Here is a 24,610-nt window from a genome sequence, read left to right on the forward strand (position 1 = left end):
GCATCAGTAAGTTCTTATGCTCACCTCAGGCCAGCAAAAAACCATAAAGGCCTCTACCCCTACAGGTTGTTTCATGAGGATTTAAAAATGCTCAGTCAAATACAACGTTTTGGCGGTGCCATGTTTACCCCGGTATTGCTGTTTCCGTTCGCCGGGATCGTGGTGGGAATCGCCATCATGCTTCGCAACCCGCTGTTTGTCGGCGAAGCCTTAACCTCTCCCGATCATCTTTTCGCGCAGATTGTTCACATCATTGAAGAGGGTGGCTGGGCGGTGTTTCGCAATATGCCGCTGATTTTTGCCGTCGGCCTGCCGATTGGCCTGGCGAAGCAGGCGCAGGGCCGCGCCTGTCTGGCGGTGCTGATTAGCTTCCTGACTTGGAACTACTTTATTAACGCGATGGGGATGACCTGGGGCCACTTTTTCGGCGTCGACTTCTCCGCCGAACCGACGGCGGGTAGCGGGCTGGCGATGATTGCCGGGATTAAAACGCTCGATACCAGCATCATCGGGGCCATTGTGATTTCAGGCATTGTCACCGCCATCCACAACCGCTACTTCGACAAGCCGCTGCCGGTGTTTCTGGGGATTTTCCAGGGCAGCTCGTTTGTCGTTATCCTCGCGTTCTTCGTCATGATCCCCTGCGCCTGGCTGACGCTGCTGGGCTGGCCGAAAGTGCAGATGGGCATCGAGTCCCTGCAGGCGTTTCTGCGCTCTGCCGGCGCGCTGGGCGTATGGGTGTATACCTTCCTGGAACGCATTCTGATCCCAACCGGATTGCACCACTTCGTCTACGGTCCGTTCATCTTCGGCCCGGCGGCGGTGGAGGGCGGGATTCAGGTCTACTGGGCGCAGCACCTGCAGGAGTTCAGCCAGAGCACCCTGCCGCTGAAAACCCTCTTCCCGGAAGGCGGATTCGCGCTGCACGGCAACTCAAAAGTGTTTGGCTCGGTCGGGATTGCATTTGCTATCTGGTACACCGCATCGCCGGAAAACCGCGTCAAGGTGGCGGGCCTGCTGGTTCCTGCCACACTCACCGCCGTGCTGGTGGGCATTACCGAACCGCTTGAGTTCACCTTCCTGTTTATCTCGCCGCTGCTGTTTGCCGTCCATGCGGTGCTGGCGGCGACTATGGCAACGGTGATGTACGCCTTTGGCGTGGTAGGGAACATGGGCGGCGGCCTGCTGGATCAGTTCCTGCCGCAAAACTGGATCCCGATGTTCCATAACCACGCCACGACGGTCTTCACCCAGATCGGCATTGGCGTCTGCTTCACCGGCATCTACTTCGTGGTCTTCAAAACGCTGATCGAACGTCTGAACCTGAAAACGCCTGGCCGGGAAGAGAGCGAAATCAAGCTCTACAGCAAGGCCGACTATAAGGCGGCGCGCGGGCAAACCACCGCCCCGGCGGCGGCCAGCCAGCAGGTCGGGCAGGCCGCCGGATTCCTGCAGGCGCTGGGCGGCGCGGCCAACATCGAAAGCATCAATAACTGTGCCACCCGCCTGCGTATCGCGCTGGTGGATATGGCGAAAACCCAAAGCGATGACGTCTTCAAAGCCCTCGGCGCCCACGGCGTGGTGCGACGCGGCAACGGCATTCAGGTGATTGTCGGCCTGCACGTTCCTCAGGTGCGCGACCAGCTGGAATCGCTAATGAAAACTCCTTTAACGAATGAACAAACCACCCTGACAGAGGCTATATCATGAAAAAATTCTCAGTTGTCATTGCAGGCGGCGGCAGCACCTTTACGCCTGGTATCGTCCTGATGCTGTTAGCCAACCGTGACCGCTTCCCGCTGCGCGCGTTGAAGTTCTATGACAACGACGGCGCACGTCAGGAGACCATCGCCGAAGCGTGCAAAATCATCCTCAGGGAGCAGGCCCCGGAGATTGAGTTCAGTTACACCACCGATCCTAAAGCGGCGTTTACCGATGTGGATTTCGTGATGGCGCACATCCGCGTGGGCAAATACCCGATGCGCGAAAAAGATGAAAAAATTCCGCTGCGCCACGGCGTGCTGGGTCAGGAAACCTGCGGACCGGGCGGTATCTCTTACGGCATGCGCTCCATCGGCGGCGTGCTGGAGCTGGTGGATTATATGGAGCAGTACTCCCCGAACGCATGGATGCTGAACTATTCTAACCCGGCGGCGATTGTCGCGGAAGCCACGCGCCGCCTGCGCCCGAACGCCAAAATTCTCAACATCTGCGATATGCCGATCGGCATTGAAGGGCGCATGGCGCAGATTGTCGGCCTGAAGGACCGCAAAGAGATGCGCGTGCGCTACTACGGCCTGAACCACTTCGGCTGGTGGACGTCGATTGAGGATCTGAACGGCAACGATCTGATGCCAAAACTGCGCGAATACGTGGCGAAAAACGGCTATGTTCCGCCTTCCGAAGATGCACATACCGAAGCGAGCTGGAACGATACTTTCGCCAAAGCCAAAGACGTGCAGGCGCTGGATCCGGACACCATGCCGAACACCTACCTGAAGTATTACCTGTTCCCGGACTACGTGGTTGCGCATTCCAACCCGGAACGCACCCGCGCCAATGAGGTCATGGACCACCGTGAGAAGCACGTGTTCAGTTCCTGCCGGGCGATTATTGAAGCGGGCAAATCCTCCGCAGGTGAGCTGGAAATCGACGAACATGCGTCGTACATCGTCGATCTGGCGACGGCGATTGCTTTTAACACCCAGGAGCGGATGCTGCTGATTGTGCCAAACAACGGGGCCATCCATAACTTTGATGCCGATGCGATGGTGGAGATCCCGTGCCTGGTGGGTCATAACGGGCCGGAGCCGCTCACGGTGGGCGATATTCCACACTTCCAGAAAGGGTTGATGAGCCAGCAGGTGGCGGTGGAAAAACTGGTGGTGGATGCCTGGGAGCAGCGCTCGTACCAGAAGCTCTGGCAGGCCATTACCCTGTCGAAAACCGTGCCGAGCGCCTCCGTCGCGAAAGCGATTCTGGATGACCTTATTGAGGCCAACAAAGAGTACTGGCCAGAGCTGCATTAATCGTCCTGACCGGCATCGCCCGATGCCGGTCTCCTTGTCCTTGTCGATTTACGCTATGCTGAAGCCTGCCTGTAGCACGACAAGGAACCTCCATGAAAATTTCCCGCCTCGGCGAAGCGCCGGACTACCGCTTCTCTCTGGCTAATGAACGCACTTTTTTAGCGTGGATCCGCACCGCACTGGGCTTTCTGGCCGCAGGTGTCGGCCTTGACCAGCTCGCACCCGATTTTGCCACGCCCTTGATTCGTGAAGTGCTGGCGCTGCTGCTGTGCCTGTTCGCGGGCGTGCTGGCGATTTACGGTTACCTGCGCTGGCTTCGCAATGAGAAGGCGATGCGTCTGAAGCAGGATCTGCCCTATACGCGCGGGTTACTCATCATCAGCGTGATTCTGCTGACGGTGGCGGGCGTGGTAATGGTGCTGGTGTTCTATGCCGGATAGCCGCAAAGCTCGGCGCGAAGCGGACCCCGGCCTGCAGCCGGAGCGGACGTCACTCGCCTGGCTGCGCACGCTGCTGGGGTATGGCGCGCTAATTGCCCTGGCGATTAAGCACAACTGGCACCGTACAGGGGTGCCATTCTGGATTTCCATTATTGTGCTGGCGCTGGTGACCATCATTTTATGGCGCTATACCCGCAGCCGTAACCTGATGGACGTGGCGCAGAACGATTTTGTACAGCCGAAAGCGGTGCGGGATAAGTTCCTGATCGCACTCGCTGTTCTCTCGCTGTCGCTGCTGTTTGCGGTAACCCATATTCAGCAAATTTTGAGCCTGTAAGCCGGGTGGCGGCTTAATTACTTCCCTTTAGCCAGATACTTCGCCATCTCGTCTTCCGGCACCATGCCGCCGCCGGTTGCCCACACCAGGTGGGTAACGCTGGCATCCGAATGAACGCGCACCGGTCCGGCCATCCCCGCCAGCGCCGACGGTTCCAGACGGATCCCTTCCTCCTGCGTCAGCCAGCCGAGCATGTCGTACATGCTCCGATCGGAAAGCGTATAAAACCCGTCGAGCAGTCGCTCCATCGCGCGGCCGACGAAGCCGGACGCGCGCCCAACCGCCAGACCGTCCGCCGCCGTCACGTTATCAATGCCCAGATCCTGCACCGCGATTTCATCGTGCAGACCGGTGTAAACGCCCAGCAGCATGCACGGGGAGTGCGTTGGCTCTGCGAAGAAGCAGTGGACGTTATCGCCAAAGGCCAGCTTCAGGCCAAACGCCACCCCACCGGGGCCGCCGCCGACGCCGCACGGCAGGTAGACGTACAGCGGGTGATCCGCATCCACCACGCGGCCCTGTTCGGCAAACTGCGCCTTCAGGCGCTCGCCTGCAACGGCGTAGCCCAGGAATAAGGTGCGGGAGTTTTCATCGTCAATGAAGAAGCAGTTCGGATCGCTTTCCGCCGCTTTTCGTCCTTGCTCTACCGCCACGCCGTAATCCTGCTCATATTCCACGACGATGACGCCGTGACTGCGCAGTTTGGCTTTTTTCCACTCGCGGGCGTCGGCAGACATATGTACCGTCACTTTAAAGCCGATGCGTGCGCTCATTATGCCGATAGACAACCCCAGGTTGCCGGTTGAGCCCACCGCAATGCTGTACTGGCTGAAAAAGGCCTTAAAGCGCGGCTCCAGCAGAATGCTGTAATCGTCTTCGATGGTCAGCAACCCGGCTTCCAGCGCCAGCTTCTCCGCGTGGGCCAGCACTTCATAGATGCCGCCGCGCGCTTTAATCGAGCCGGAAATCGGCAGGTGGCTATCTTTTTTCAGCAGCAGCGTGCCGGGAATGGCCTTGCCAGATTCTTTCTCCAGCCGTTTTTTCATTGCCGGAATAGCAACCAGCTCGGACTCGATAATCCCGCCCGTTGCCGCCGTTTCCGGGAAGGCTTTCGCCAGATACGGCGCGAAGCGTTTCAGGCGCGCGTGGGCGTCGTCCACGTCGGCTTTGGTCAGCCCGACGTACGGCAATCCTTCCGCAAGCGTCGTGGTGCGCGGGTTAAGCCAGGTGGTTTCTTTCAGGGGAATCAGATCCTCAACCAGAGGAAACTGTGCGATGAGTGTATTGATGGCCGTTGCGTTCATAATTTTTCTCAACAATTAGTTCGTTCTGACTCTACACCAAATGTGAAAAAGCGTGCTAAATACAGGTAATGCTTTCGATTTATCCAGGGTAAACCGTGCTAAAGCCTCTTATTGCTACCGCGTTACTGATCTCTTCCGGCTGGGCCATTGCCGCCGAGCCGCCGCTGACGGCTGCCCGTTATGCGCAGCAGCTGGGCGTCGGGATGGATGTGGACTGGGCGCGCACCGAGCGCGGCATACGCGAATTCGACCCGCTGGTGGTACGGGATTTTCGTGCAAAAGGCATTACCCACGTGCGCATTCGCGTCGCCGATGAGCCGACGGAAGCGCGGCTGATCCACCTGCGCAAGCTGGTGGAAGCCTGCGAGCAGTATGGCGTGATCCCGATTATCGCTTATCAGGCTGATGAATATAAAAACGACCCCAAAGCCGATAACGAGAAAGAGACGATCAACTGGTGGATTGCCGTGGCGCACTATTTCGGTCAGAGCTACCCGCTGCTGGGTTTTGATCTCATTTATGAGCCAGCCGACAAGCTTAACCACAACCTCGCGTCGCTAAACCGCGTGTATGAAAAAACCATTAAAGCGATCCACGACATAGACCCGCAGCGCATGATTTTCATTGCGCCGCGCCTGCGTGCCGCGCCGGAAGATTTATCCGGCCTGAAGCTGCCTGCGCACAGTCAAAACTACCTGCTGGCGGAATGGCATATTTTCCCGTGGGGGCCGCTGAAAAATAGCGGTAAATACCCGTGGACGTCCGGCACGGCGGCGGAGAAGGCGGCTATCCGTAACCGCATCAGCACCGCGCTGCGCTGGCAGCAAAAAACCGGGCACGTCAGCTGGGTCGGAGGCTGGGGCGTGGGGGAGTCAAGCCGTCTTACGCCCACCGCCTCGCAAATGGCCTTCGCCACTTTTATGGCCTGCGAGCTGCAAAAGGCGAAAATCCCGTATGCGCTTAACGCGGATTTCCAGTTTTACGACGGGGAAGAGGGAGCCTGGCGGCCAGCACCAGAGCCGTTATTGCAGGCGATGATTGCGCCCGTCTGTGAAAAGCCCGGCGAGAAGCCGGGCCATCATGCGGTTAAACCGGCTGCTCGTGATGCGGAACACGCGACGCCAGCGGCAGCCAGCACAGTAAAATCAGCAGCCCCATCAGCGTCATCAGCAGGCCCAAACTAGCCTGCCCGGTCTGCGGCATCATGGCGGAGAGCCAGGCCAGCGCGCCGGAACCGATGTTCTGCAAACCGCCCACCAGCGCGCCTGCCGTGCCTGCGAGGAACGGGAACGGCTCCATCGCGCCGCTGGTGGCGAGCGGGAACAGCATTCCCGCGCCGAAGAAGAACAGCGCTGCCGGAATCAGCAGCGTCCAGACCGTCATCACGCCAAACAGCCCTGGGATCCACATCATCAGACCCGCCAGCAGACAGCTAATTACGGCCTGCCACATCAGGGTGGAGAAGCGCTTGTTCTGACGCCCGGCAAACCACGCGCCGAAGAACGCCGCCGGGATCGGCAGAATAAACAGAATGCTCACCACCATGCTGCTCAGGCCAAGACCCGCACCCAGCAGCACGCCGGAGCAGGCTTCAAACACCGCAATGCCCGCCAGGCCGCCGATCAGCATCAGCAGGTAGCAGGTAAACGCACCGTTGCCGAACAGCGTTTTGTAGCTGGCGATAAGCCTGGTGCGCGGCGCGTCTTTTGGGCGGGTTTCCGGCATCCAGCGCGCCATGCTGAAGGTGACAATGATGCACAGTACCAGCAGGAAGGCGTAGCAGGCGCGCCAGGACCACATCGTGTCCAGCAGGCCGCCAATCAGCGGGGCCAGCAGCGGGCTGACCAGAATGCCCATATTTAACAGGCTGTTGGCGTGGCGGAGCTGGGTGCCCTGATACATATCGCGCGGTAAGGTTCGCGCCATCACCCCGCCGACACCCGTCCCAACGCCCTGCAGGGCGCTGGCGGCAATCAGCACGGTCAGGCTGTGCGTGGTAATGGCAATCACCGTCGCCACCATGAAAATGCTCATGCCTACCAGGATCACCGGACGACGCCCGACGCGGTCGGAGAGCGGGCCGTAGAAGAGCTGTGAAACGCCATAGGTCAGCAGGTACGCTGCCATCACGCTCTGCACCGCACCCTCGCGGACGTTCAGTTCCTTTGCCATGTCGGCGATCGCCGGAATGTAGATCGTTTGCGCCATCTGACCGACGGCCACCAGTAACACCAGCATCAACAATAAGTTAACGTTCCGTTGCTTTTTCATGTCGCTGAATACTTTTGCCAAAAGAGGAAAATGAAGAATAAGTGACTACGCATTCCCATAAATGCGCGAGGAATCTACCACAGTAAGATGACAATTTAAGCATTGTCGTGGTGAATCAAAAAACCGGTAAAGGCAGGATTTGTAAACAAGAACGGCAACTAATGTTGCCAGTAATTTACGCCAGGCGCAGCAGAATGGCTCCGGCTGCAATGCCCAGCGCCGCCGCGATGCGCAGGCCCGCAACCTTCTCTTTTAAAAGGACAAACGCGATCAGCGCCCCGAAAAGAACGGAGGTTTCACGCAGCGCCGCGACCACCGCCAGCGGTGCCTGCGTCATTGCCCAGAGGGCCAGACCGTAAGAGCCCATAGTGCCAACGCCGCCGAGCAACCCCTTTTTCCAGTGCAGGCGCAGGTAGCCGGACGCCTCGCGCCGACGTGCCACCATCGCCCAGCCGAGCATGCAGAAGCCGTTCATAAAGAAGGTCCAGAGCGTGTAGCCCAGCGCGGTATCCGACAGCCGCACGCCGGTGCCGTCCACCAGCGTATACCCGGCGATAAAACAGGCGTTCAGCAGCGCCAGCCAGATCCCCCTGCGTGACTGCATGCGGCCATTCATCGCCATCGCCAGAATCGACAGGCAGATTACGCCAATGCCGGACCAGGCAAGCCAGGAGAGACGATCGCCGAGCACCAGCACGCTAATCAGCGCCACCAGCAGCGGGGCGGTGCCGCGCATCAGCGGGTAAGTCTGGCTCATGTCAGAGACCTGATAGGTCTTCGCTACCAGCACGGTGTAGACCACCTGTAAGGCGCAGGAGACGATCAAAAACGGCCAGCTCTCTGCAGATGGCTGTGTTGAGAAGGGCAATAAAATCAGGGCAATAATCGCGGCTGAGCCGCTAACGCCGATCGCAGAGTAGAGCTTGTCCGTTCCGGCTTTAACGATGGCGTTCCAGCTGGCATGCAGCAGTGCGGCGAAAAGCAAAATGCAGAAAACGGTGATGGTCATGGCGTATCGGGTGGTGAGTTGTCACTCAACTGTAACATTCACATCCTGATGCCGCCAGCCGGTTACACTGCACAAAAAAGGCGATGCGTCACCCGCGGTTCGTCCGAGACCAGCGTAAAACCGGCTCGATTGTAAAATCCGTACGCGCTGTCCGGCGCGTGGGTATTCAGGAAATCAAACCAGATGCTGGCATCGGCCATCACCACGGTTAAAAGCTGTTTGCCAATGCCCAGCCCGCGGCACTTCTCGCTGACGTAGAGATGGCGAATGCGCCCGGCACGCGGCTGCTGGCTGAACGGATCGCGGTTGAGGCCACACACGCCCACCAGCCTGCCGTTGAGAAACGCGCCCAGCAGCTTTTCACCCGGCGCGTTAAAGCGGTTCTCACCCCGCAGCCAGTTCTCTTCCAGCCTGCGCAGCATGTTGAAATTCAATGCGATACTTTCAGCCTTCAGGGCGATATACCCCGGCTCATCGGGCGTGACAGGCTCAATTAACAGACGCGACATAGCATTCCCTCGTTATTAAAGAGGGGCGGTTGCCCGCCCCTCTCAGGTGCGACTTGAACCTGAATTACCGAACGAATTTCAGGACAGCATCAAGCAGTTGCAGTACTGCAACAATGAGTTTGAGGATAAGTATCACCATATCCACTACGCTCATACGCGTCTCCTTTTGGTTAAAAGGAGCACGATGCTGGCGTACCTTTCCGCCGCCTGTTGCCAGCACCTGGATTGACGTAACACAGTGTGCTCACTTCAGGGGGTTAAGGCACTGACGGCACCACCCGTTTCAGCCAGGACTTCGTTGCGCCGGTAGAACTGCGGCCCCCTCGCTCACTGCGAACACTCTCAGTATAGATAAATACTGTATGTATGAACAGTATTTTTTGGACAAAATCAGGAAGGTGATCCATACTCAAAAACGTCAAAATCCGTGCCGGAATTGCGCGTTCGTCTTCGATCGCGTATACTTTTTGCGTTGACGTAACACAGTGTGTTCTGCGGCAACCAACCGCAAAACCCTGATAAAAACCTCGCTTAGGCGGGGTTTTTTGTTTTCATCACCCAACAAACGAAACGTGATCCCTGACGCATTTTTGCGCAGATGAAAATATTTCCATTGTCACGCCCTAAAACCTGTGTTTGTATAAATTCCATCAATGATTCCAAACACAGGTCCCCAATGACTTCATCCATCTTCACTTCGACCCTACTAAAAACTGCGCAACCAGCCGCAGTGGTCGTCGTGCGTGTGGTGGTGGTCGTCGGCAATGCGCCGTAGGGACTGGATCAACACACGAATCCAAAACCCCGCCGGCGCAAACCGGGCGGGGTTTTTCGTTTAGGACCCTCCCCGGAAGGCTGGCTCAGAAGAAAAGGACTGGAGCATGGCAAGTTCGGGCACAACATCCACCAAGACGCGTTTTACCGGCGCGCAGCTGATCGTTCATCTGCTGGAACGGCAGGGCATCACCACGGTTGCGGGCATCCCTGGCGGCACGGTGCTGCCGCTGTACGATGCGTTAAGCCAAAGCACGCAGATCCGCCACGTGCTGGCGCGCCACGAACAGGGGGCAGGCTTTATCGCTCAGGGCATGGCGCGTACGCAGGGCAAACCGGCGGTCTGTATGGCCTGCAGCGGCCCGGGCGCAACCAACCTGGTCACCGCCATCGCCGACGCACGTCTCGACTCCATTCCGCTGATCTGCATTACCGGGCAGGTACCGTCCTCCATGATCGGCACCGATGCGTTCCAGGAAGTGGACACCTACGGCATCTCTATCCCCATCACCAAACATAACTATTTAGTTCGCGATATCACCGAGCTTCCTCAGGTTATCAGCGATGCGTTCCGCATTGCGCAGTCAGGCCGCCCGGGCCCGGTGTGGATAGACATTCCTAAGGATGTCCAGACCGCAGAGATCGAGATCGACGTGCTGCCGGAGCCGGGCGAGCGCGCGGCCGCGCCGGAATTCAGCGCTGAGAGCGTGCGCGATGCCGCCGCCATGATTAACGCCGCCAAACGCCCGGTGCTCTATCTGGGCGGCGGAGCGATTAACGCCGCGGATGAAATCCGCCAGTTTGCGGAAAAAGCCAACCTGCCGACCACCATGACCCTGATGGCGCTGGGCATGCTGCCTAAAGCACATCCATTGTCATTAGGCATGCTGGGCATGCACGGCGCGCGCAGCACCAACTACATCCTGCAAGAGGCTGATTTGCTGATTGTTATGGGCGCACGTTTTGATGACCGGGCGATTGGAAAAACCGAGCAGTTCTGCCCGAACGCGAAAATCATTCACGTGGATATCGACCGCGCCGAGCTGGGTAAAATCAAGCAGCCGCACGTGGCGATTCAGGGCGACGTGGCCGAAGTGCTGGCGCAGCTGATCCCGCAAACCGATGCAGCCGAACGCGCCGACTGGCGTCAGCTTGTGGCGGATCTGCAGCGCGAGTTCCCGGGCGCCATCCCAACCGAAGGCGACCCGCTGAGCCACTACGGGCTGATCAACGCCGTGGCCGCCTGCGTGGACGACAGCGCGATTATCACCACCGACGTCGGCCAGCATCAGATGTGGACCGCCCAGGCGTATCCGCTGAACCGTCCGCGTCAGTGGCTGACATCCGGCGGCCTGGGCACTATGGGCTTTGGCCTGCCCGCCGCCGTGGGTGCGGCGCTGGCGAATCCGGACCGCAAGGTCATCTGCTTCTCCGGCGACGGCAGCCTGATGATGAACATTCAGGAAATGGCGACTGCGGCCGAAAACCAGTTAGACGTGAAAATTATCCTGATGAACAACGAGGCGCTGGGCCTAGTGCACCAGCAGCAGAGTCTGTTCTACAAGCAGGGGGTGTTTGCGGCGACCTATCCGGGGATGATTAACTTTATGCAGATTGCCGCCGGTTTTGGCCTGCACACCTGCGATCTGAACGCGGAAGAAGACGCACACGCGGCGCTGCAGGCGATGATTTCTCGCCCCGGCCCGGCGCTGATCCACGTGCGTATCGACCCTGAACAAAAAGTGTATCCGATGGTGCCGCCGGGTGCGGCAAATACTGAGATGGTGGGAGAATAAGCCATGCAGAAACAACATGATAACGTCATTCTGGAACTCACCGTCCGCAACCACCCTGGCGTCATGACCCACGTCTGCGGGCTCTTTGCCCGTCGGGCGTTTAACGTGGAAGGCATTCTCTGTCTGCCGATTCAGGGCAGCGAGCACAGCCGCATCTGGCTACTGGTCAACGACGATCAGCGTCTGGAGCAGATGATGGCGCAGATCGACAAGCTGGAAGATGTCACCAAAGTGGCGCGCAACCAGTCCGATCCCACCATGTTTAACAAAATTGCGGTGTTTTTCGAGTAAATCGCTTAAGGTAAGCGTCTTTCGCTCTTGTAGGCCGGATAAGCGCAGCGCCATCCGGCTTTTTCAGACCGCAGGAACACACATGACCACCATCGCTCTCATCGACGATCACCTTATCGTTCGCTCCGGCTTTGCCCAGCTTCTGAACCTCGAACCAGATTTTCAGGTCGTAGCCGAGTTTGGCTCTGGTCGCGAGGCGCTGGCGGGCCTGCCGGGGCGCGGGGTGCAGGTCTGTATCTGCGACATCTCGATGCCGGATCTCTCCGGGCTGGAGCTGTTAAGCCAGCTGCCGAAAGGAATGGCGACGATCATGCTCTCGGTTCACGACAGCCCGGCGCTGGTCGAGCAGGCGCTCAACGCGGGCGCGCGGGGCTTCCTCTCTAAACGCTGTAGCCCGGACGAGCTTATTGCCGCGGTGCGCACCGTCTCCACCGGCGGCTGCTATTTAACGCCGGATATCGCCGTCAAGCTGGCGGCCGGAAGGCAGGATCCGCTCACCAGACGCGAACGTCAGGTGGCGGAGAAGCTCGCGCAGGGCATGTCGGTGAAAGAGATTGCCGCCGAGCTGGATCTGTCGCCAAAAACCGTGCACGTCCATCGCGCCAACCTGATGGAAAAACTCAACGTCAGCAACGACGTCGAGCTGGCGCGCCGCATGTTCGACAGCTGGCAATGAGTTCCGCTTTTTCACGGCTGATCGCCGTCGTCGCCAGCTTTTTTATCTTCTCCGCCGCTTGGTTCTGCCTGTGGAGCATCAGCCTGCATCTTGTCGAGCGCCCCGAGCTGGCGGTGCTGCTGTTTCCCTTCGGCCTGCGTCTGGGGCTAATGCTCCAGTGCCCGCGCGGCTACTGGCCGGTTTTGCTGGGCGCAGAGTGGCTGATGCTGGTCTGGCTGGCGCAGGAAGTTGCCCTCGCGCACCTGCCCTTATTGATGACCGGAAGCGTGCTCACGCTTCTCCCGGTCGCGCTCATTTCCCGCTACCGCCACCAGCGCGACTGGCGCACGCTGCTGCGGCAGGGGGCGGCGCTGATTGCCGCCGCGTTGCTACAATCCCTGCCGTGGATTGGCGAGAAGGAGATGCTCAACGCCCTGCTGCTGACCCTCACCGGCGGCCTGACGCTGGCACCAACCTGTCTCGTTATTTGGCACTACCTCACCAGCACCGTCTGGCAGCCGCTCGGCCCGGCGCTGGTTTCTCAACCGGTGAACTGGCGCGCCCGGCACCTTATCTGGTATCTGCTGCTGTTTGTGGTGAGCCTGTGGCTCCAGCTTGGCCTGCCCGCCGAGCTTTCACGCTTCACGCCATTTTGTCTGGCGCTGCCGATTATCGCCCTGGCCTGGCACTACGGCTGGCAGGGGGCGCTGATCGCCACGCTGATGAACGCCATCGCGCTGATTGCCAGCCAGACCTGGCACGATCATCCCGTAGATTTACTGCTTTCCCTGCTGGCCCAGAGCCTGACCGGGCTGCTGCTCGGGGCGGGCATTCAGCGCCTGCGCGAGCTGAACCAGTCCCTGCAAACCGAGCTGGCGCGCAACCGCCGTCTGGCGGAGCGTCTGCTGGAGACGGAAGAGAGCGTGCGGCAGGAGGTGGCCCGCGAGCTGCACGACGATATCGGCCAGACTATCACCGCCATCCGCACGCAGGCGGGCATTGTTCAGCGCCTGGCGGCCGAAAACGCGGGCGTGAAGCAGGGCGGGGCGCATATCGAACAGCTTTCGCTGGGCGTCTATGATTCCGTTCGTCGCCTGTTAGGACGGCTGCGCCCGCGCCAGCTTGACGACCTTACGCTTGAGCAGGCGGTACGTTCCCTGATGCGCGAGATGGAGCTGGAAAGCCGCGGTATTGTCAGCCATCTCGACTGGCGCATTAACGAATCTTCGCTCAGCGAAGGCCAGCGCGTGACGCTGTTCCGCGTCTGTCAGGAGGGGCTGAACAACATTGTCAAGCACGCCAGCGCCAGCGCGGTCACCATCCAGGGCTGGCAGCAGGACGAGCGCCTGATGCTGGTGATTGAAGACGACGGCTGCGGCCTGCCGCCGGGCTCCGGCCAGCAGGGCTTTGGCCTGGCGGGCATGCGCGAGCGCGTGAAGGCGCTGGGCGGCACGCTGACCCTCTCCTGCACCCACGGGACGCGCGTCAGCGTCAGTTTGCCGTTAAGGACGTCTCATGTTTAAAACCCCAGCCAGCGCAGCCCCATTAATCAACAAAGCGGAAATCGACGCCCGCTACCGCTACTGGCGTCGCCATATCCTGATTACCATCTGGCTCGGCTACGCGCTGTTCTACTTCACCCGCAAAAGCTTCAACGCCGCCGCGCCGGAAATCCTCGCCAGCGGCGTGATGACGCGCACCGATATCGGCCTGCTGGCGACGCTGTTTTACATCACCTACGGCCTGTCGAAGTTCTTCTCGGGCATCGTCAGCGATCGCTCCAACGCGCGCTACTTTATGGGCGTTGGGCTGATCGCCACCGGCGTGGTGAACATCCTGTTCGGCTTCTCCACCTCGCTGTGGGCCTTCGCCCTGCTGTGGGCGCTGAACGCCTTTTTCCAGGGCTGGGGCGCGCCGGTCTGTGCCCGCCTGCTTACCGCCTGGTACTCGCGCAACGAGCGCGGCGGCTGGTGGGCAATCTGGAACACCGCGCATAACGTCGGCGGGGCGCTGATCCCGATGGTGGTGGGTGCCGCGGCGCTGCACTACGGCTGGCGCGCGGGGATGATGATTGCCGGTGGCCTGGCGATTGTCGCCGGGCTGTTCCTCTGCTGGCGCCTGCGCGACAGGCCGCAAACCGTCGGCCTTCCGCCGGTGGGCGACTGGCGGCACGACGAGATGGAGATCGCCCAGCAGCAGGAGGGCGCGGGGCTGACCCGCAGGGAGATCCTTACCCGATACGTGCTGAAAAACCCGTACATCTGGCTGCTGTCGCTCTGCTACGTACTGGTCTACGTGGTGCGCGCGGCCATCAACGACTGGGGCAATCTGTACATGTCCGAGACGCTCGGCGTGGACCTGGTGACCGCCAACTCCGCGGTGACGATGTTCGAGCTGGGCGGGTTTATCGGCGCGCTGGTGGCGGGCTGGGGCTCGGACAAGCTGTTCAACGGCAACCGTGGTCCGATGAACCTGATTTTCGCCGCCGGGATTTTGCTCTCCGTCGGCTCGCTGTGGCTGATGCCGTTCGCCAGCTACGTGATGCAGGCGGCGTGCTTCTTTACCATCGGCTTCTTCGTGTTTGGCCCGCAGATGCTGATCGGCATGGCGGCGGCGGAGTGTTCCCACAAAGAGGCGGCAGGCGCGGCAACGGGCTTTGTCGGGCTGTTTGCCTACCTGGGCGCATCGCTCTCCGGCTGGCCGCTGGCGCGGGTGATCGACGTCTGGCACTGGAGTGGGTTCTTCGCGGTGATCGCCATCGCGGCGGGGATTTCCGCCCTGCTGCTGTTGCCTTTCCTGCACGCGCAGGCTCCGCGCGAAGCCAGTGTGATGTGATGCGCTTCACCTTTTCGCCCCGAGTGGCGCAAAACTAGGAAATTTTCCCGGTTTTACCTGGACGCTGTCTCAGGCATCTCTCCCGGCTGATTTTTACAATGCTGCAAAAATCAGCTCAGGAGTAAACCAACCATGCTGGCCTTCTTAAATCAGGTGCGCAAGCCGACCCTGGATCTGCCGCTCGACGTGCGGCGCAAGATGTGGTTCAAACCGTTCATGCAGTCCTATCTGGTGGTCTTCATCGGCTACCTGACCATGTACCTGATCCGCAAAAACTTTAACATCGCGCAGAACGACATGATCTCAACCTACGGGCTGAGCATGACGCAGCTGGGGATGATTGGCCTGGGCTTTTCCATCACCTACGGCGTGGGGAAAACCGTTGTGTCCTACTACGCGGACGGCAAAAACACCAAGCAATTCCTGCCGTTTATGCTGATCCTCTCCGCCATCTGTATGCTCGGCTTCAGCGCCAGCATGGGCGCGGGCTCCGTCAGCCTGTTCCTGATGATCGCCTTCTACGCCCTGAGCGGTTTCTTCCAGAGTACCGGCGGGTCGTGCAGCTACTCCACCATCACCAAATGGACCCCGCGCCGCAAGCGTGGTTCCTACCTCGGCATGTGGAACATCTCCCACAACCTCGGCGGGGCGGGTGCGGCAGGCGTGGCGCTGTTTGGCGCGAACTACCTGTTCGACGGCCACGTGATCGGCATGTTTATCTTCCCGTCGATTATCGCCCTGATTGTCGGCTTTATCGGCCTGCGCTTCGGCAGCGACTCCCCGGAATCCTACGGCCTCGGCAAAGCCGAAGAGCTGTTCGGCGAGGAGATCAGCGAAGAGGACAAAGAGACCGAAGAAAACGAGATGTCCAAATGGCAGATTTTTGTTGAGTACGTGCTGAAAAACAAAGTGATCTGGCTGCTGTGCTTCTCAAACATTTTCCTCTACGTGGTGCGTATCGGTATTGACCAGTGGTCGACGGTGTATGCCTTCCAGGAGCTGAAGCTTTCTAAAGAAGTGGCGATTCAGGGCTTCACCCTGTTTGAAGTGGGCGCGCTGGTCGGCACGCTGCTGTGGGGCTGGCTCTCCGACCTCGCCAACGGCCGTCGCGCGCTGGTGGCCTGCATCGCGCTGGCGCTGATTATCGCTACCCTCGGCGTCTACCAGCACGCCAGCAACCAGTACGTTTACCTGGCGTCCCTGTTCGCGCTCGGTTTCCTGGTGTTTGGCCCGCAGCTGCTGATCGGCGTGGCGGCAGTTGGCTTCGTGCCGAAAAAAGCGATCGGCGCCGCCGATGGAATTAAAGGCACCTTCGCTTATCTTATCGGCGACAGCTTCGCCAAGCTGGGTCTGGGGATGATCGCCGACGGCACGCCGATTTTCGGCCTGACCGGCTGGGCGGGTACCTTCGCGGCGCTGGATGCCGCAGCGATCGGCTGTATCGTCCTGATGGCGATGGTAGCGGTGCTGGAAGAACGTAAAATTCGCCGTGAGAATCGTGCGCAGAAGCAGAAATTGAAAGCGGCCTGAGTGTGCAGGTAACTTCTTTGCCCGGCTGACCGCCGGGCTTTTTTATTTACAGGCTCTACCTTTACCCCGCTTTACACACCCGCTCCTCTCCATGCTCTACAGTGTTTTTGCTGCCGCCATTCGTGCAGCCTTAGAACGGAGAACCTGCATGTTGACCCGACGATTGTCCTGCCTGGCGCTGCTGATGGCGCTGGCGTCCCCCGCGATGGCCGCGGATAACCCTACCTACGGCGAGAAACTGGAAGGTTTTGACTATGGCTGGCCGGTAAAACACTTTGCCTTTACCTCGCAAAACCAGCCTCTGGAAATGGCCTACCTGGACGTTAAGCCGGAAAACCCTAACGGCCGCACCGTGGTGCTGATGCACGGAAAAAACTTCTGCGCCGGTACCTGGGACGGCACGATCCGCGCGCTTTCAGCCAGCGGGTATCGGGTGGTTGCTCCCGACCAGATCGGCTTCTGTAAATCCACCAAGCCGGAGCGGTATCAGTACACCTTCCAGCAGCTGGCGGATAACACCCACGCCTTGCTCAAATCGCTCGGCGTCGATCGCGTGACGGTTATCGGCCACTCGACCGGCGGCATGCTGGCGACCCGCTACGCGCTGATGTGGCCGCAGCAGGTGGAGCAGCTGGTGATGGTCAATCCGATAGGCCTGGAAGACTGGAAAGCACGCGGCGTGCCGCATATTACGGTCGACCAGTGGTATCAGCGCGAGCTGAAGGTCAGCGCCGACGGCATTCGCCAGTATGAGAAAAACACCTATTACGCCGGGGAGTGGAAGCCGGAATACGAGCGTTGGGTAACCATGCTTGCCGGGCTGAACAACGGGCCGGGCAAAACGCGCGTGGCCTGGAACTCGGCGCTGCTTTACGACATGATCTACACCCAGCCGGTTATCTACGAATTTAGCGACCTGAAGATGCCGGTATTATTGATGATCGGCACGAAGGACAACACTGCCATCGGGAAAGATCTCGCCCCACCGGAAATCCGCAAGACGCTTGGCAACTATGCGGTGCTGGGGATAGAGACGGCGAAGCGCATTCCGCACGCGACGCTGGTGGAATTTAACGACATGGGCCACGCGCCGCAGATGCAGGACCCCGCACGCTTCCACGAGGCGCTGCTGAAGGAACTTCAGGCTCGCTGACTGGTTTCCAGCAACAGCCCGCGCAGCCACGCCTGCGCGGGATTGCGGTGCGTTCTGCCGTGCCAGGCCATACTTTTGGTAAAGCCGGGTACGGCCACTGGCGTTTCGCACACGAACATCCCCGTCTGGTTTTCCGCTATGCGTGACGGCACGACGGCAATCATTTCGCTGAGAGCCAGCACGTCCGGCAGGACCAAAAAGTTGCTCACTGAAAGCCCCACGTGCCGCATGCGGCCAATTTTCTCCAGCGCACCATCGGTAACGCCACGAAAACCGTCGCCTTCGTAAGAGACCAGCACATGCTCCAGAGTGCAGAATCGGTCTAACGCCATAGTCTTTCCCGCATCCGGATGGTCGGCGCGCATCATGCAAACGTACCGTTCATCATAAAGCGCCCGGCTGTGAAGCTCATCGGGCGTGGTATGTGGGGTGATCAGCGCCACGTCAACGCTGCCCTGTTCAAGCTGGCTGACCAGGCGACCAGATTCCACGGGCACCACGCGCACACGAATGCCCGGCGCCTGCACTTTAAGGGCGGCGATAAAGGGTACGACCACCGCGCGCAGGGCGTAGTCGGTCGCGGCGAGGGTGAAGGTGAGCGTTGCGGTGATCGGGTCAAAAGCCACGGGCTGTAACAGCACGTCGATATCAGCAAGTATACGCTTCACCGGAGCGGCTAACGCTTCAGCGCGTGTAGTTGGCACCATCCCATGCGGGGCGCGGATGAAGAGCGGATCGTTGAAGTAATCCCGCAGGCGGTTGAGCATGCCGCTTACGGCGGGCTGGGTCAGGGCAAGACGCGCCGCCGCGCGGGTGACACTGCGTTCATCCAGCAGGGCGTCGAGCGTTTTCAGCAGGTTAAGATCCAGCGTGCGAAGATCCGCTTTCATGACGTTTTTCCACCTCTTTTCCGTACACTATTCTGGTGCCGCCCGCTGTCGACGCGCTGCGTTTCCCGCTATGATGAGCGGCTAGTCAAAGGAGAACACATGGTCTGGATAATGCTGGCAACGCTTGCCGTGGTCTTTGTGGTGGGATTTCGCGTCCTGACCTCAGATTCCCGCCGCGCCATCAAACGTTTAAGCGAGCGTCTGGGCATTACCCCAATGCCTGTTGAGTCGATGATCGATCAGTTCGGTAAAACGCCGGGCAATGAGTTTATCCGCTACCTTGAGCGCCCGGACGAGGCGCATCTGCAAAACGCCGCGCAGGTGCTGCTTATCTGGCAGGTCTGCATTGTCGACGGTAGCGAAGAGAACCTGCATACCTGGCACCGCCTGCTGCGTAAAGCTCGCCTGGCCGCGCCGATTACCGATGCACAAATCCGTCTCGCCCTCGGCTTTATGCGCGAGATGGAACCTGACCCGCAGGAGCTTAACGCCTTTCAACTGCGTTATAACCAGCTCTTCCTGCCGGAAGAGGGCGTGTTTTACCTGCACTGATATCACGAACCGTGATGAAGAGTATAAAGCATCGTCATTAGATTTATACCACTCACGGGTGCACCATCACCTCATCCACTAAAACGATGAGGTGAACCATGAAACAATCCGCCATTATCTGGCCGAACGACTACCTGCCAGGCACTACCGATAACTTTGCATCTAACGAAATCATCGTCGCCGGGCTGAGCGCGAAAGAGATCTGGGCTCAGCTCAACGACACCACCCTGTGGCCGTCTTATTACAGCAACGCCGAGGATATCCGTTTCCATGACGGCAGCGGCCCGGCGTTGAGTGCTAACGCTCGCTTTCGCTTTACCACCTTTGGCTTTCCGGTTGAGGCGCAGGTAACGGAGTATGTTCCACCTGTGGACGGTGAAGCCGCGCGTATCGCGTGGCACGGCTGGGTGGAAGGGGATGCAAATTCTCGTCTGGATGTGATCCACGCCTGGCTGTTTGAAGACCTGCCCGGAAACCGAGTGCGCATTCTGACTCAGGAATCGCAGAAAGGCGCACCAGCGCAGGAACTTGCTCGCGCCGTGCCGAATCCGATGATTAACGGGCATCAGGAGTGGATCGTCGGGCTGGCGAATGCGGCGATGCAAGAAAAGTTGTCAAATCGTTAAATTCGTCACACTTTTGATGATAAACTGCGCGACTTTTCCGCACGTTTTTATCTTCAGGTGACGCCATGACAGAACATATCCAGCCCACGACCAGACCGCAGACCAACGAGGTTTCTCGGCCCAACTGGTCGGCGGTTTTCTCCGTGGCGTTCTGCGTCGCCTGCCTGATTACCGTTGAGTTTCTGCCGGTAAGCCTGCTGACGCCGATGGCGCAGGATCTGGGCATTTCCGAAGGCGTGGCGGGGCAGTCCGTTACCGTCACCGCCTTCGTGGCGATGTTCGCCAGCCTGTTTATCACCCAGGTGATTGGCACCATCGACCGCCGTAAAGTGGTCATTCTGTTCAGCGTGCTGCTGACGCTCTCCTGCCTGCTGGTCTCCTTCGCGGAAAGCTTCACCCTGCTGTTGCTCGGTCGCGCCTGCCTGGGGCTGGGGCTCGGCGGCTTCTGGGCGATGTCGGCCTCGCTGACTATGCGCCTGGTGCCCGCGCGCACGGTGCCAAAAGCGCTTTCCGTTATCTTCGGTGCGGTCTCCATCGCGCTGGTTATTGCCGCGCCGCTGGGCAGCTTCCTCGGTGGGATTATCGGCTGGCGTAACGTCTTTAACGCCGCGGCAGTAATGGGCCTGCTCTGTATCATTTGGGTGTGGAAAGCGCTGCCGTCGCTGCCGGGCGAAGCAGCGCACCATAAGCAGAACATGTTCGCGCTGCTCAAGCGCCCTGGCGTGCTGGCGGGGATGACCGCTATCTTCATGGCCTTTGCCGGGCAGTTTGCCTTCTTCACCTATATCCGCCCGGTGTACATGACCATGGCGGGTTTTGACGTTGACGGCCTGACGCTGGTGCTGCTGAGCTTCGGTATCGCCAGCTTTGTCGGCACCTCGCTGTCGTCGCAGTTCCTGAAACGCTCCCTGAAGGTGGCGCTGGCGGGCGCGCCGCTGGTGCTGGCGGCGAGCGCCACGGTGCTGGTGCTGTGGGGCAGCGATAAGTGGGTGGCGTCTGCCATCGCGATTATCTGGGGCTTTGCCTTTGCGCTGGTGCCGGTGGGCTGGTCGACGTGGATCACCCGCTCTCTGGCCGATCAGGCGGAAAAAGCCGGGTCGATTCAGGTGGCGGTAATCCAGCTGGCGAACACCTGCGGCGCGGCCATTGGCGGCGTGGCGCTTGACCATCTGGGGCTGACGTCACCGCTGGTGATTTCCGGTACGCTGATGCTGCTGACGGCGCTGCTGGTGGCGGGGAAGGTTAAGGCGAAGTAGTGCTTTTCTCCCTCTCCCGGTGGGAGAGGGCCGGGGTGAGGGCATCAGGCTACGCCGATGTCTGAACCCGTCTTCGCGAATCCATCGAAATCAGCACCACCGACGACACAATCAGCAGCGTCCCCAGCCAGTCCGGCAGGGTGAATGCCACGCCCAGCAAAATCACCGACAGCAGCGCGCTGCTCAGCGGCTCGGCGCAGCTCAGAATGCTCGCCTTCGGTCCGCCAATCATCTGCGCGCCTTTCAGGTACAGGCTGAACGTCAGCGCCGTGCCAATCACCACCAGATAGAAAAACGCCAGCAGCAGGCCGCCGTCAATCACGAAAGTGGTGCCGCGCCCGGCGTAGAACGGCGTCAGCATCAATCCGGCAATCAGCATGCTCCAGCCGACAATCGGCAGCGTGCCGTAGCGGGCGATCAGCGTCGACGGATAGGTCGTATAAAACGCGGCGGCAAACGCCGAGGCGATACCGAAGAACAGCGCGGCAGGGGAGATGGAGAGCGAGGTCGGGTCGCCGTGGGTCACCAGCAGGAAAGTGCCGATCAACGACGTAAAAATCGCTGACAGGACAAATACGCCGGGACGCTTTTTCCGCGCCAGGGCGAACCACGCCACAATGATGGTCGGTGACAGAAACTGCAGCACGGTAGCGGTCGCCGCGTTGGATTTTTCAATCGTCAGCAGGAAAGTGAGCTGCACGGTGAGCGCGCCGACCAGCGAGAAAAACAGCAGGCTGAGGGCGTCCTTGCGGTTTTTGATGACCGAGAAAATCTTGTCGCCGTGAACGAAGGAGAGCGTCAGGAGGATCACGCCGGTAAACAGCAGGCGAACCATGGTCAGGTAAGGCGAAGAAATGTGGCTTTTCTCCATGATGTACTGCGCGCAAACTCCTGAGCTGCCCCATAAAACGGCGGCAATCAGGACGTTCAGCATCCCTTTGCGTGTGGAACCCATGTTCTCCCCTGTTATGTTGTCGTTAATTCGGTCAACAGCATAGCATGGTTGTGTGCGGCCTGATGTCCTCACCCCGGCCCTCTCCCACAGGGCTGAGGAATCCCCAGTAATTTTTAAGCAGAAGCAATAATGTTGTTTCAGAACGAGTTAAAGCTTTCAGCGATGCCCTGGTCCGGCTGTAAATCGCCGAAGCGTTTCCGTAAGGCCGGGGCGAGGCGCAGGGATGCGCCGAGAGGGCGTGGCCTGCAGGGATGCAGGCTCATGCCCGACCCGATAGCCTGAAGGAATAAGCTGAGGGCACCGCGAAGCGGCGATTTACCGCCGGGAGCCCGGGTCGCCAGGGCGGTGGCGATTGAGCCGCCCTGGCACGTTCACCGGTACAGAAATCACAGAGTAGCAAGGAACATAAAGTGAACGAAATGACCACCAGAGCCGTATGTTCCCCCTCACCCCAGCCCTCTCCCTCAAGGGAGAGGGGGTCGTCCATGCAAACATTATTTTGTGGGGATCCCTCAGCCCACGGGGAGAGGGAGCAAACACTAAAAACGGCAACGTTGCGTTGCCGTTTTGCTTTTACCTTAGAACCACGCCTCCCACATCGCGCCGACGTTGAAGTCGTCGAGCGTTTCGTCTTTGGTATTGTTCACGCGCGCGGTGCGTTCGTTGTCCACTTTGCCGCCGGTCACGTAGAAGCGCAGCATCGGGCGGAACTCCGGCCCCATGGCGATAGACATGTTCTGCGACAGGGTCAGCTTCCAGCCCTTGTTGTCGCCGCCGTTGTCGTAGTCAACGTGCTGCCAGCCCGCTTCCAGCCAGGTGGAGTGAACGTCGTTCCACCAGTGCATCGGGCGCACGATGGCGTTGTAGTTCTTGCGGTTGTCGGTCTTATCGCGGCTGTTGTCGTAGTCGTGGAAGGCGAGGATGTATTCCACCTGCGTCGCCTGGGTGAATTTGTACAGCCCTTCGAAGCTGGCGTAGACCGTGGTCAGATCCTCGGTTTTGTTGAACACGCTGTTGTCCGCGTTATCGGAGTAGCGGGCAATCACCTTGTTCACGCCGCTGTCGTTAGTGTGGCTCAGCACCACGCCGCCCTGCCAGGCGTTCAGACGCTCGTCGCTCTCCACCGCTTTGGAGTCAAAGCCGTAGTTGGCGTACAGCTCCATGTCGATCGGACCGAGCTTCATGCCGTGGATTTTCGAGGTTGCGGCGTAGTTGCCTTTATCGCCCGTCCCGGAACCGCCGGTACAGGTGATGCGCGACGGGTTGGCTTCATCTTCCATCACTTCCGGGCTACAGGATTCCACCGCCGCCACGGCGGCCACGTCAAACTGCACGCCGCCGATGTCGAAGTTCTTCACCCCGGCGCCCTGGCCGTCGTGGTTCATCCAGAAGTAGTCGTTGATGCCCTGCTGCGGACGCTGGTGGAAGTCACGACCGGCCCAGAAATAGGCGTTCGGATTGGAGGCCATAATGTTGGTCACCCCCGCGTAGGCTTTTTTCAGGTTAACTTCGTCGCCCCAGTGGTCGATCATCACGTTGATGTCCCAGATGGCGCCGTTGTCACCCTTGAAGGCCTTGGAGAGCTGGAATTCCCCGCCGTTACCTTCGTTGCCCAGACGACCAATCGCTGACGCGCCGTTGTAGGAGCCATCCACCGCCACGTATTTCTGATCGGCGGCCTGGAAGTGCGCGCCGTAGCGGGCGTAGCCGGTAAATTTCACGCCGAACGGGATCGCCATATCCGGGGATTGCGCCGTGCTTTGCGGCTCGGTCACGATGTCCGCTTTTTTCGCGACCGCCGCATCCATTTTGGCCTGACGCTCCGCCAGGGCTTTATCCACCGCTTTCGCCACAATGGCGTCGATTTGCTCCTGGGTAAATTCTTGTGCGAGCACGGAAATTGGGCAAAGCGCGGCGATAACCGCCATGGTTAATGGAAGTTTTTTAATCGTATTCATGGTTATCTCAATATAGTTTAATTTTATTCAGACAATAACCATCCCGCTCCGATCTGACAGAGTATGTCGCTATCATCAGAACAAGTGGATCTCTATTTAGGGTACAGAGGTATTACATTAATTATTTCGCCATAGACTATCTCTGATATAAATGAATAATTTCTTCGGACAGTTCACGCGCTAATAAAGAATTCATTAAATGATCCTGCGCGTGCACCATGATTAACGTCATCGGCTGGCGGCCTTCGCCTGCATCCTGCTCGATCAGTTTGGTCTGCATCTTGTGCGCCTGGCGCGAGTAGCCGTCGGCTTCGCGCAGCAGGCTTTTGGCCTCGTCAAAGTTGCCCTGACGCGCCGCGTGCAGCGCTTCAAAGCACAGACTGCGTGACTGTCCGGCATTGACGATAATTTCCATTACGGCTTCTTCTAGTGCGATCATC

General features: G+C 59.3%; 25 protein-coding genes. 16 read left to right on the forward strand and 9 right to left on the reverse strand.

Annotated features, from left to right (window positions below):
* Positions 1–87: 87 nt before the first annotated feature.
* From V1603_RS03140 to V1603_RS03155, 4 genes are all read left to right on the forward strand, one after another.
* The gene (locus V1603_RS03140) at positions 88–1,710 is read left to right on the forward strand and encodes an alpha-glucoside-specific PTS transporter subunit IIBC (RefSeq protein ID WP_395313479.1); all 1,623 of its coding nucleotides are present in this window, start codon (positions 88–90) and stop codon (positions 1,708–1,710) included.
* Positions 1,707–3,029 carry a 6-phospho-alpha-glucosidase gene (locus V1603_RS03145; protein WP_116343641.1) on the forward strand — a complete coding sequence of 441 codons (1,323 nt, stop codon included), beginning with the start codon at positions 1,707–1,709 and terminating at the stop codon, positions 3,027–3,029. The genes V1603_RS03140 and V1603_RS03145 overlap by 4 nt, the downstream gene beginning before the upstream one ends.
* A gap of 92 nt (positions 3,030–3,121) precedes the next feature.
* A complete protein-coding gene (locus V1603_RS03150; RefSeq protein WP_116343640.1) occupies positions 3,122–3,469 on the forward strand; it encodes a YidH family protein in 348 nt (115 codons plus the stop codon).
* Positions 3,459–3,806, forward strand: a complete 348-nt coding sequence (locus tag V1603_RS03155; RefSeq protein WP_395313480.1) for a DUF202 domain-containing protein — start codon at positions 3,459–3,461, stop codon at positions 3,804–3,806. Before V1603_RS03150 ends, V1603_RS03155 begins: the two co-directional genes overlap by 11 nt.
* A gap of 17 nt (positions 3,807–3,823) precedes the next feature.
* On the opposite strand, the gene dsdA is transcribed toward V1603_RS03155, so the two are convergent.
* Positions 3,824–5,110: a D-serine ammonia-lyase gene (gene dsdA, locus V1603_RS03160; RefSeq protein ID WP_395313481.1), complete on the reverse strand. Its 1,287-nt coding sequence runs from the start codon at positions 5,108–5,110 to the stop codon at positions 3,824–3,826.
* Positions 5,111–5,205: 95 nt separating this feature from the next.
* Here dsdA and V1603_RS03165 point away from each other — a divergent pair, with 95 nt between their 5' ends.
* On the forward strand, positions 5,206–6,294 hold the full coding sequence (locus V1603_RS03165) for a glycoside hydrolase family 5 protein (protein WP_395313482.1): 1,089 nt from the start codon (positions 5,206–5,208) through the stop codon (positions 6,292–6,294).
* Here the strand turns inward: V1603_RS03165 and emrD are convergent.
* The 4 genes from emrD to tisB form a co-directional block, all read right to left on the reverse strand.
* On the reverse strand, positions 6,197–7,381 hold the full coding sequence (emrD, locus tag V1603_RS03170) for a multidrug efflux MFS transporter EmrD (RefSeq protein ID WP_116343636.1): 1,185 nt from the start codon (positions 7,379–7,381) through the stop codon (positions 6,197–6,199). The two genes, V1603_RS03165 and emrD, sit on opposite strands and share 98 nt — an antisense overlap.
* Before the next feature lie 175 nt (positions 7,382–7,556).
* Complete coding sequence (locus V1603_RS03175; protein ID WP_166709596.1) at positions 7,557–8,390, reverse strand: EamA family transporter; 834 nt, start codon at positions 8,388–8,390, stop codon at positions 7,557–7,559.
* A gap of 62 nt (positions 8,391–8,452) precedes the next feature.
* Positions 8,453–8,899 carry a GNAT family N-acetyltransferase gene (locus V1603_RS03180; protein WP_061096693.1) on the reverse strand — a complete coding sequence of 149 codons (447 nt, stop codon included), beginning with the start codon at positions 8,897–8,899 and terminating at the stop codon, positions 8,453–8,455.
* Positions 8,900–8,963: 64 nt separating this feature from the next.
* The gene (gene tisB / locus V1603_RS03185; RefSeq protein WP_008500146.1) at positions 8,964–9,053 is read right to left on the reverse strand and encodes a type I toxin-antitoxin system toxin TisB; all 90 of its coding nucleotides are present in this window, start codon (positions 9,051–9,053) and stop codon (positions 8,964–8,966) included.
* Positions 9,054–9,575: 522 nt separating this feature from the next.
* Between tisB and ivbL the strand changes: the two genes are divergently transcribed.
* The 8 genes from ivbL (at position 9,576) to V1603_RS03225 (ending at position 17,933) form a co-directional block, all read left to right on the forward strand.
* The gene (ivbL, locus tag V1603_RS03190; RefSeq protein ID WP_057979964.1) at positions 9,576–9,674 is read left to right on the forward strand and encodes an ilvB operon leader peptide IvbL; all 99 of its coding nucleotides are present in this window, start codon (positions 9,576–9,578) and stop codon (positions 9,672–9,674) included.
* Between the two features lie 106 nt (positions 9,675–9,780).
* Positions 9,781–11,469 carry an acetolactate synthase large subunit gene (ilvB, locus tag V1603_RS03195; protein WP_166709600.1) on the forward strand — a complete coding sequence of 563 codons (1,689 nt, stop codon included), beginning with the start codon at positions 9,781–9,783 and terminating at the stop codon, positions 11,467–11,469.
* Between the two features lie 3 nt (positions 11,470–11,472).
* Positions 11,473–11,760, forward strand: a complete 288-nt coding sequence (gene ilvN, locus V1603_RS03200; protein WP_010426528.1) for an acetolactate synthase small subunit — start codon at positions 11,473–11,475, stop codon at positions 11,758–11,760.
* 82 nt (positions 11,761–11,842) lie between these two features.
* Positions 11,843–12,436 carry a transcriptional regulator UhpA gene (gene uhpA / locus V1603_RS03205; protein WP_116343630.1) on the forward strand — a complete coding sequence of 198 codons (594 nt, stop codon included), beginning with the start codon at positions 11,843–11,845 and terminating at the stop codon, positions 12,434–12,436.
* A complete protein-coding gene (gene uhpB / locus V1603_RS03210) occupies positions 12,433–13,938 on the forward strand; it encodes a signal transduction histidine-protein kinase/phosphatase UhpB (RefSeq protein ID WP_163329986.1) in 1,506 nt (501 codons plus the stop codon). The genes uhpA and uhpB overlap by 4 nt, the downstream gene beginning before the upstream one ends.
* On the forward strand, positions 13,931–15,250 hold the full coding sequence (locus V1603_RS03215) for an MFS transporter (RefSeq protein ID WP_116343628.1): 1,320 nt from the start codon (positions 13,931–13,933) through the stop codon (positions 15,248–15,250). Before uhpB ends, V1603_RS03215 begins: the two co-directional genes overlap by 8 nt.
* Positions 15,251–15,382: 132 nt before the next feature.
* Entirely contained in the window at positions 15,383–16,780 is a 1,398-nt protein-coding gene (gene uhpT / locus V1603_RS03220) for a hexose-6-phosphate:phosphate antiporter (protein WP_395313483.1), read from the forward strand.
* A gap of 148 nt (positions 16,781–16,928) precedes the next feature.
* Positions 16,929–17,933 (forward strand): alpha/beta fold hydrolase, encoded by a 1,005-nt coding sequence (locus V1603_RS03225; protein ID WP_395313484.1) that lies wholly within the window; start codon positions 16,929–16,931, stop codon positions 17,931–17,933.
* Here V1603_RS03225 and V1603_RS03230 read toward each other — a convergent pair.
* Positions 17,921–18,823: a LysR family transcriptional regulator gene (locus V1603_RS03230; RefSeq protein WP_395313485.1), complete on the reverse strand. Its 903-nt coding sequence runs from the start codon at positions 18,821–18,823 to the stop codon at positions 17,921–17,923. The two genes, V1603_RS03225 and V1603_RS03230, sit on opposite strands and share 13 nt — an antisense overlap.
* 99 nt (positions 18,824–18,922) lie before the next feature.
* Here V1603_RS03230 and V1603_RS03235 point away from each other — a divergent pair, with 99 nt between their 5' ends.
* From V1603_RS03235 to nepI, 3 genes are all read left to right on the forward strand, one after another.
* Complete coding sequence (locus V1603_RS03235; protein WP_008500140.1) at positions 18,923–19,375, forward strand: DUF1198 domain-containing protein; 453 nt, start codon at positions 18,923–18,925, stop codon at positions 19,373–19,375.
* Between the two features lie 98 nt (positions 19,376–19,473).
* Positions 19,474–20,001 carry an SRPBCC domain-containing protein gene (locus tag V1603_RS03240; protein ID WP_116343624.1) on the forward strand — a complete coding sequence of 176 codons (528 nt, stop codon included), beginning with the start codon at positions 19,474–19,476 and terminating at the stop codon, positions 19,999–20,001.
* 65 nt (positions 20,002–20,066) lie between these two features.
* Positions 20,067–21,257, forward strand: a complete 1,191-nt coding sequence (gene nepI, locus V1603_RS03245) for a purine ribonucleoside efflux pump NepI (protein WP_192984167.1) — start codon at positions 20,067–20,069, stop codon at positions 21,255–21,257.
* A gap of 49 nt (positions 21,258–21,306) precedes the next feature.
* On the opposite strand, the gene V1603_RS03250 is transcribed toward nepI, so the two are convergent.
* The 3 genes from V1603_RS03250 to V1603_RS03260 form a co-directional block, all read right to left on the reverse strand.
* A complete protein-coding gene (locus tag V1603_RS03250; protein ID WP_395313486.1) occupies positions 21,307–22,212 on the reverse strand; it encodes an EamA family transporter in 906 nt (301 codons plus the stop codon).
* A gap of 578 nt (positions 22,213–22,790) precedes the next feature.
* The gene (locus V1603_RS03255; RefSeq protein WP_395313487.1) at positions 22,791–24,170 is read right to left on the reverse strand and encodes a carbohydrate porin; all 1,380 of its coding nucleotides are present in this window, start codon (positions 24,168–24,170) and stop codon (positions 22,791–22,793) included.
* A 136-nt stretch (positions 24,171–24,306) separates the two neighbouring features.
* Positions 24,307–24,609, reverse strand: coding sequence for a PTS lactose/cellobiose transporter subunit IIA (locus V1603_RS03260; protein ID WP_192845932.1), 303 nt, complete (start codon positions 24,607–24,609; stop codon positions 24,307–24,309).
* Between the last annotated feature and the right edge of the window lies 1 nt (position 24,610).

This window comes from Enterobacter sp. ECC-219, assembly GCF_043966805.1.
Lineage (GTDB): Bacteria > Pseudomonadota > Gammaproteobacteria > Enterobacterales > Enterobacteriaceae > Enterobacter > Enterobacter cloacae_N.

Bases quoted from the DNA above. Each gene is read 5' to 3' on its own strand.
- V1603_RS03140 (WP_395313479.1), top strand. From the start codon at position 88: ATGCTCAGTCAAATACAACGTTTTGGCGGTGCCATGTTTACCCCGGTA.
- V1603_RS03145 (WP_116343641.1), top strand. From the start codon at position 1,707: ATGAAAAAATTCTCAGTTGTCATTGCAGGCGGCGGCAGCACCTTTACG.
- V1603_RS03150 (WP_116343640.1), top strand. From the start codon at position 3,122: ATGAAAATTTCCCGCCTCGGCGAAGCGCCGGACTACCGCTTCTCTCTG.
- V1603_RS03155 (WP_395313480.1), top strand. From the start codon at position 3,459: ATGCCGGATAGCCGCAAAGCTCGGCGCGAAGCGGACCCCGGCCTGCAG.
- dsdA (WP_395313481.1), bottom strand. From the start codon at position 5,110: ATGAACGCAACGGCCATCAATACACTCATCGCACAGTTTCCTCTGGTT.
- emrD (WP_116343636.1), bottom strand. From the start codon at position 7,381: ATGAAAAAGCAACGGAACGTTAACTTATTGTTGATGCTGGTGTTACTG.
- V1603_RS03175 (WP_166709596.1), bottom strand. From the start codon at position 8,390: ATGACCATCACCGTTTTCTGCATTTTGCTTTTCGCCGCACTGCTGCAT.
- V1603_RS03180 (WP_061096693.1), bottom strand. From the start codon at position 8,899: ATGTCGCGTCTGTTAATTGAGCCTGTCACGCCCGATGAGCCGGGGTAT.
- tisB (WP_008500146.1), bottom strand. From the start codon at position 9,053: ATGAGCGTAGTGGATATGGTGATACTTATCCTCAAACTCATTGTTGCA.
- ivbL (WP_057979964.1), top strand. From the start codon at position 9,576: ATGACTTCATCCATCTTCACTTCGACCCTACTAAAAACTGCGCAACCA.
- ilvB (WP_166709600.1), top strand. From the start codon at position 9,781: ATGGCAAGTTCGGGCACAACATCCACCAAGACGCGTTTTACCGGCGCG.
- ilvN (WP_010426528.1), top strand. From the start codon at position 11,473: ATGCAGAAACAACATGATAACGTCATTCTGGAACTCACCGTCCGCAAC.
- uhpA (WP_116343630.1), top strand. From the start codon at position 11,843: ATGACCACCATCGCTCTCATCGACGATCACCTTATCGTTCGCTCCGGC.
- uhpB (WP_163329986.1), top strand. From the start codon at position 12,433: ATGAGTTCCGCTTTTTCACGGCTGATCGCCGTCGTCGCCAGCTTTTTT.
- V1603_RS03215 (WP_116343628.1), top strand. From the start codon at position 13,931: ATGTTTAAAACCCCAGCCAGCGCAGCCCCATTAATCAACAAAGCGGAA.
- uhpT (WP_395313483.1), top strand. From the start codon at position 15,383: ATGCTGGCCTTCTTAAATCAGGTGCGCAAGCCGACCCTGGATCTGCCG.
- V1603_RS03225 (WP_395313484.1), top strand. From the start codon at position 16,929: ATGTTGACCCGACGATTGTCCTGCCTGGCGCTGCTGATGGCGCTGGCG.
- V1603_RS03230 (WP_395313485.1), bottom strand. From the start codon at position 18,823: ATGAAAGCGGATCTTCGCACGCTGGATCTTAACCTGCTGAAAACGCTC.
- V1603_RS03235 (WP_008500140.1), top strand. From the start codon at position 18,923: ATGGTCTGGATAATGCTGGCAACGCTTGCCGTGGTCTTTGTGGTGGGA.
- V1603_RS03240 (WP_116343624.1), top strand. From the start codon at position 19,474: ATGAAACAATCCGCCATTATCTGGCCGAACGACTACCTGCCAGGCACT.
- nepI (WP_192984167.1), top strand. From the start codon at position 20,067: ATGACAGAACATATCCAGCCCACGACCAGACCGCAGACCAACGAGGTT.
- V1603_RS03250 (WP_395313486.1), bottom strand. From the start codon at position 22,212: ATGGGTTCCACACGCAAAGGGATGCTGAACGTCCTGATTGCCGCCGTT.
- V1603_RS03255 (WP_395313487.1), bottom strand. From the start codon at position 24,170: ATGAATACGATTAAAAAACTTCCATTAACCATGGCGGTTATCGCCGCG.
- V1603_RS03260 (WP_192845932.1), bottom strand. From the start codon at position 24,609: ATGATCGCACTAGAAGAAGCCGTAATGGAAATTATCGTCAATGCCGGA.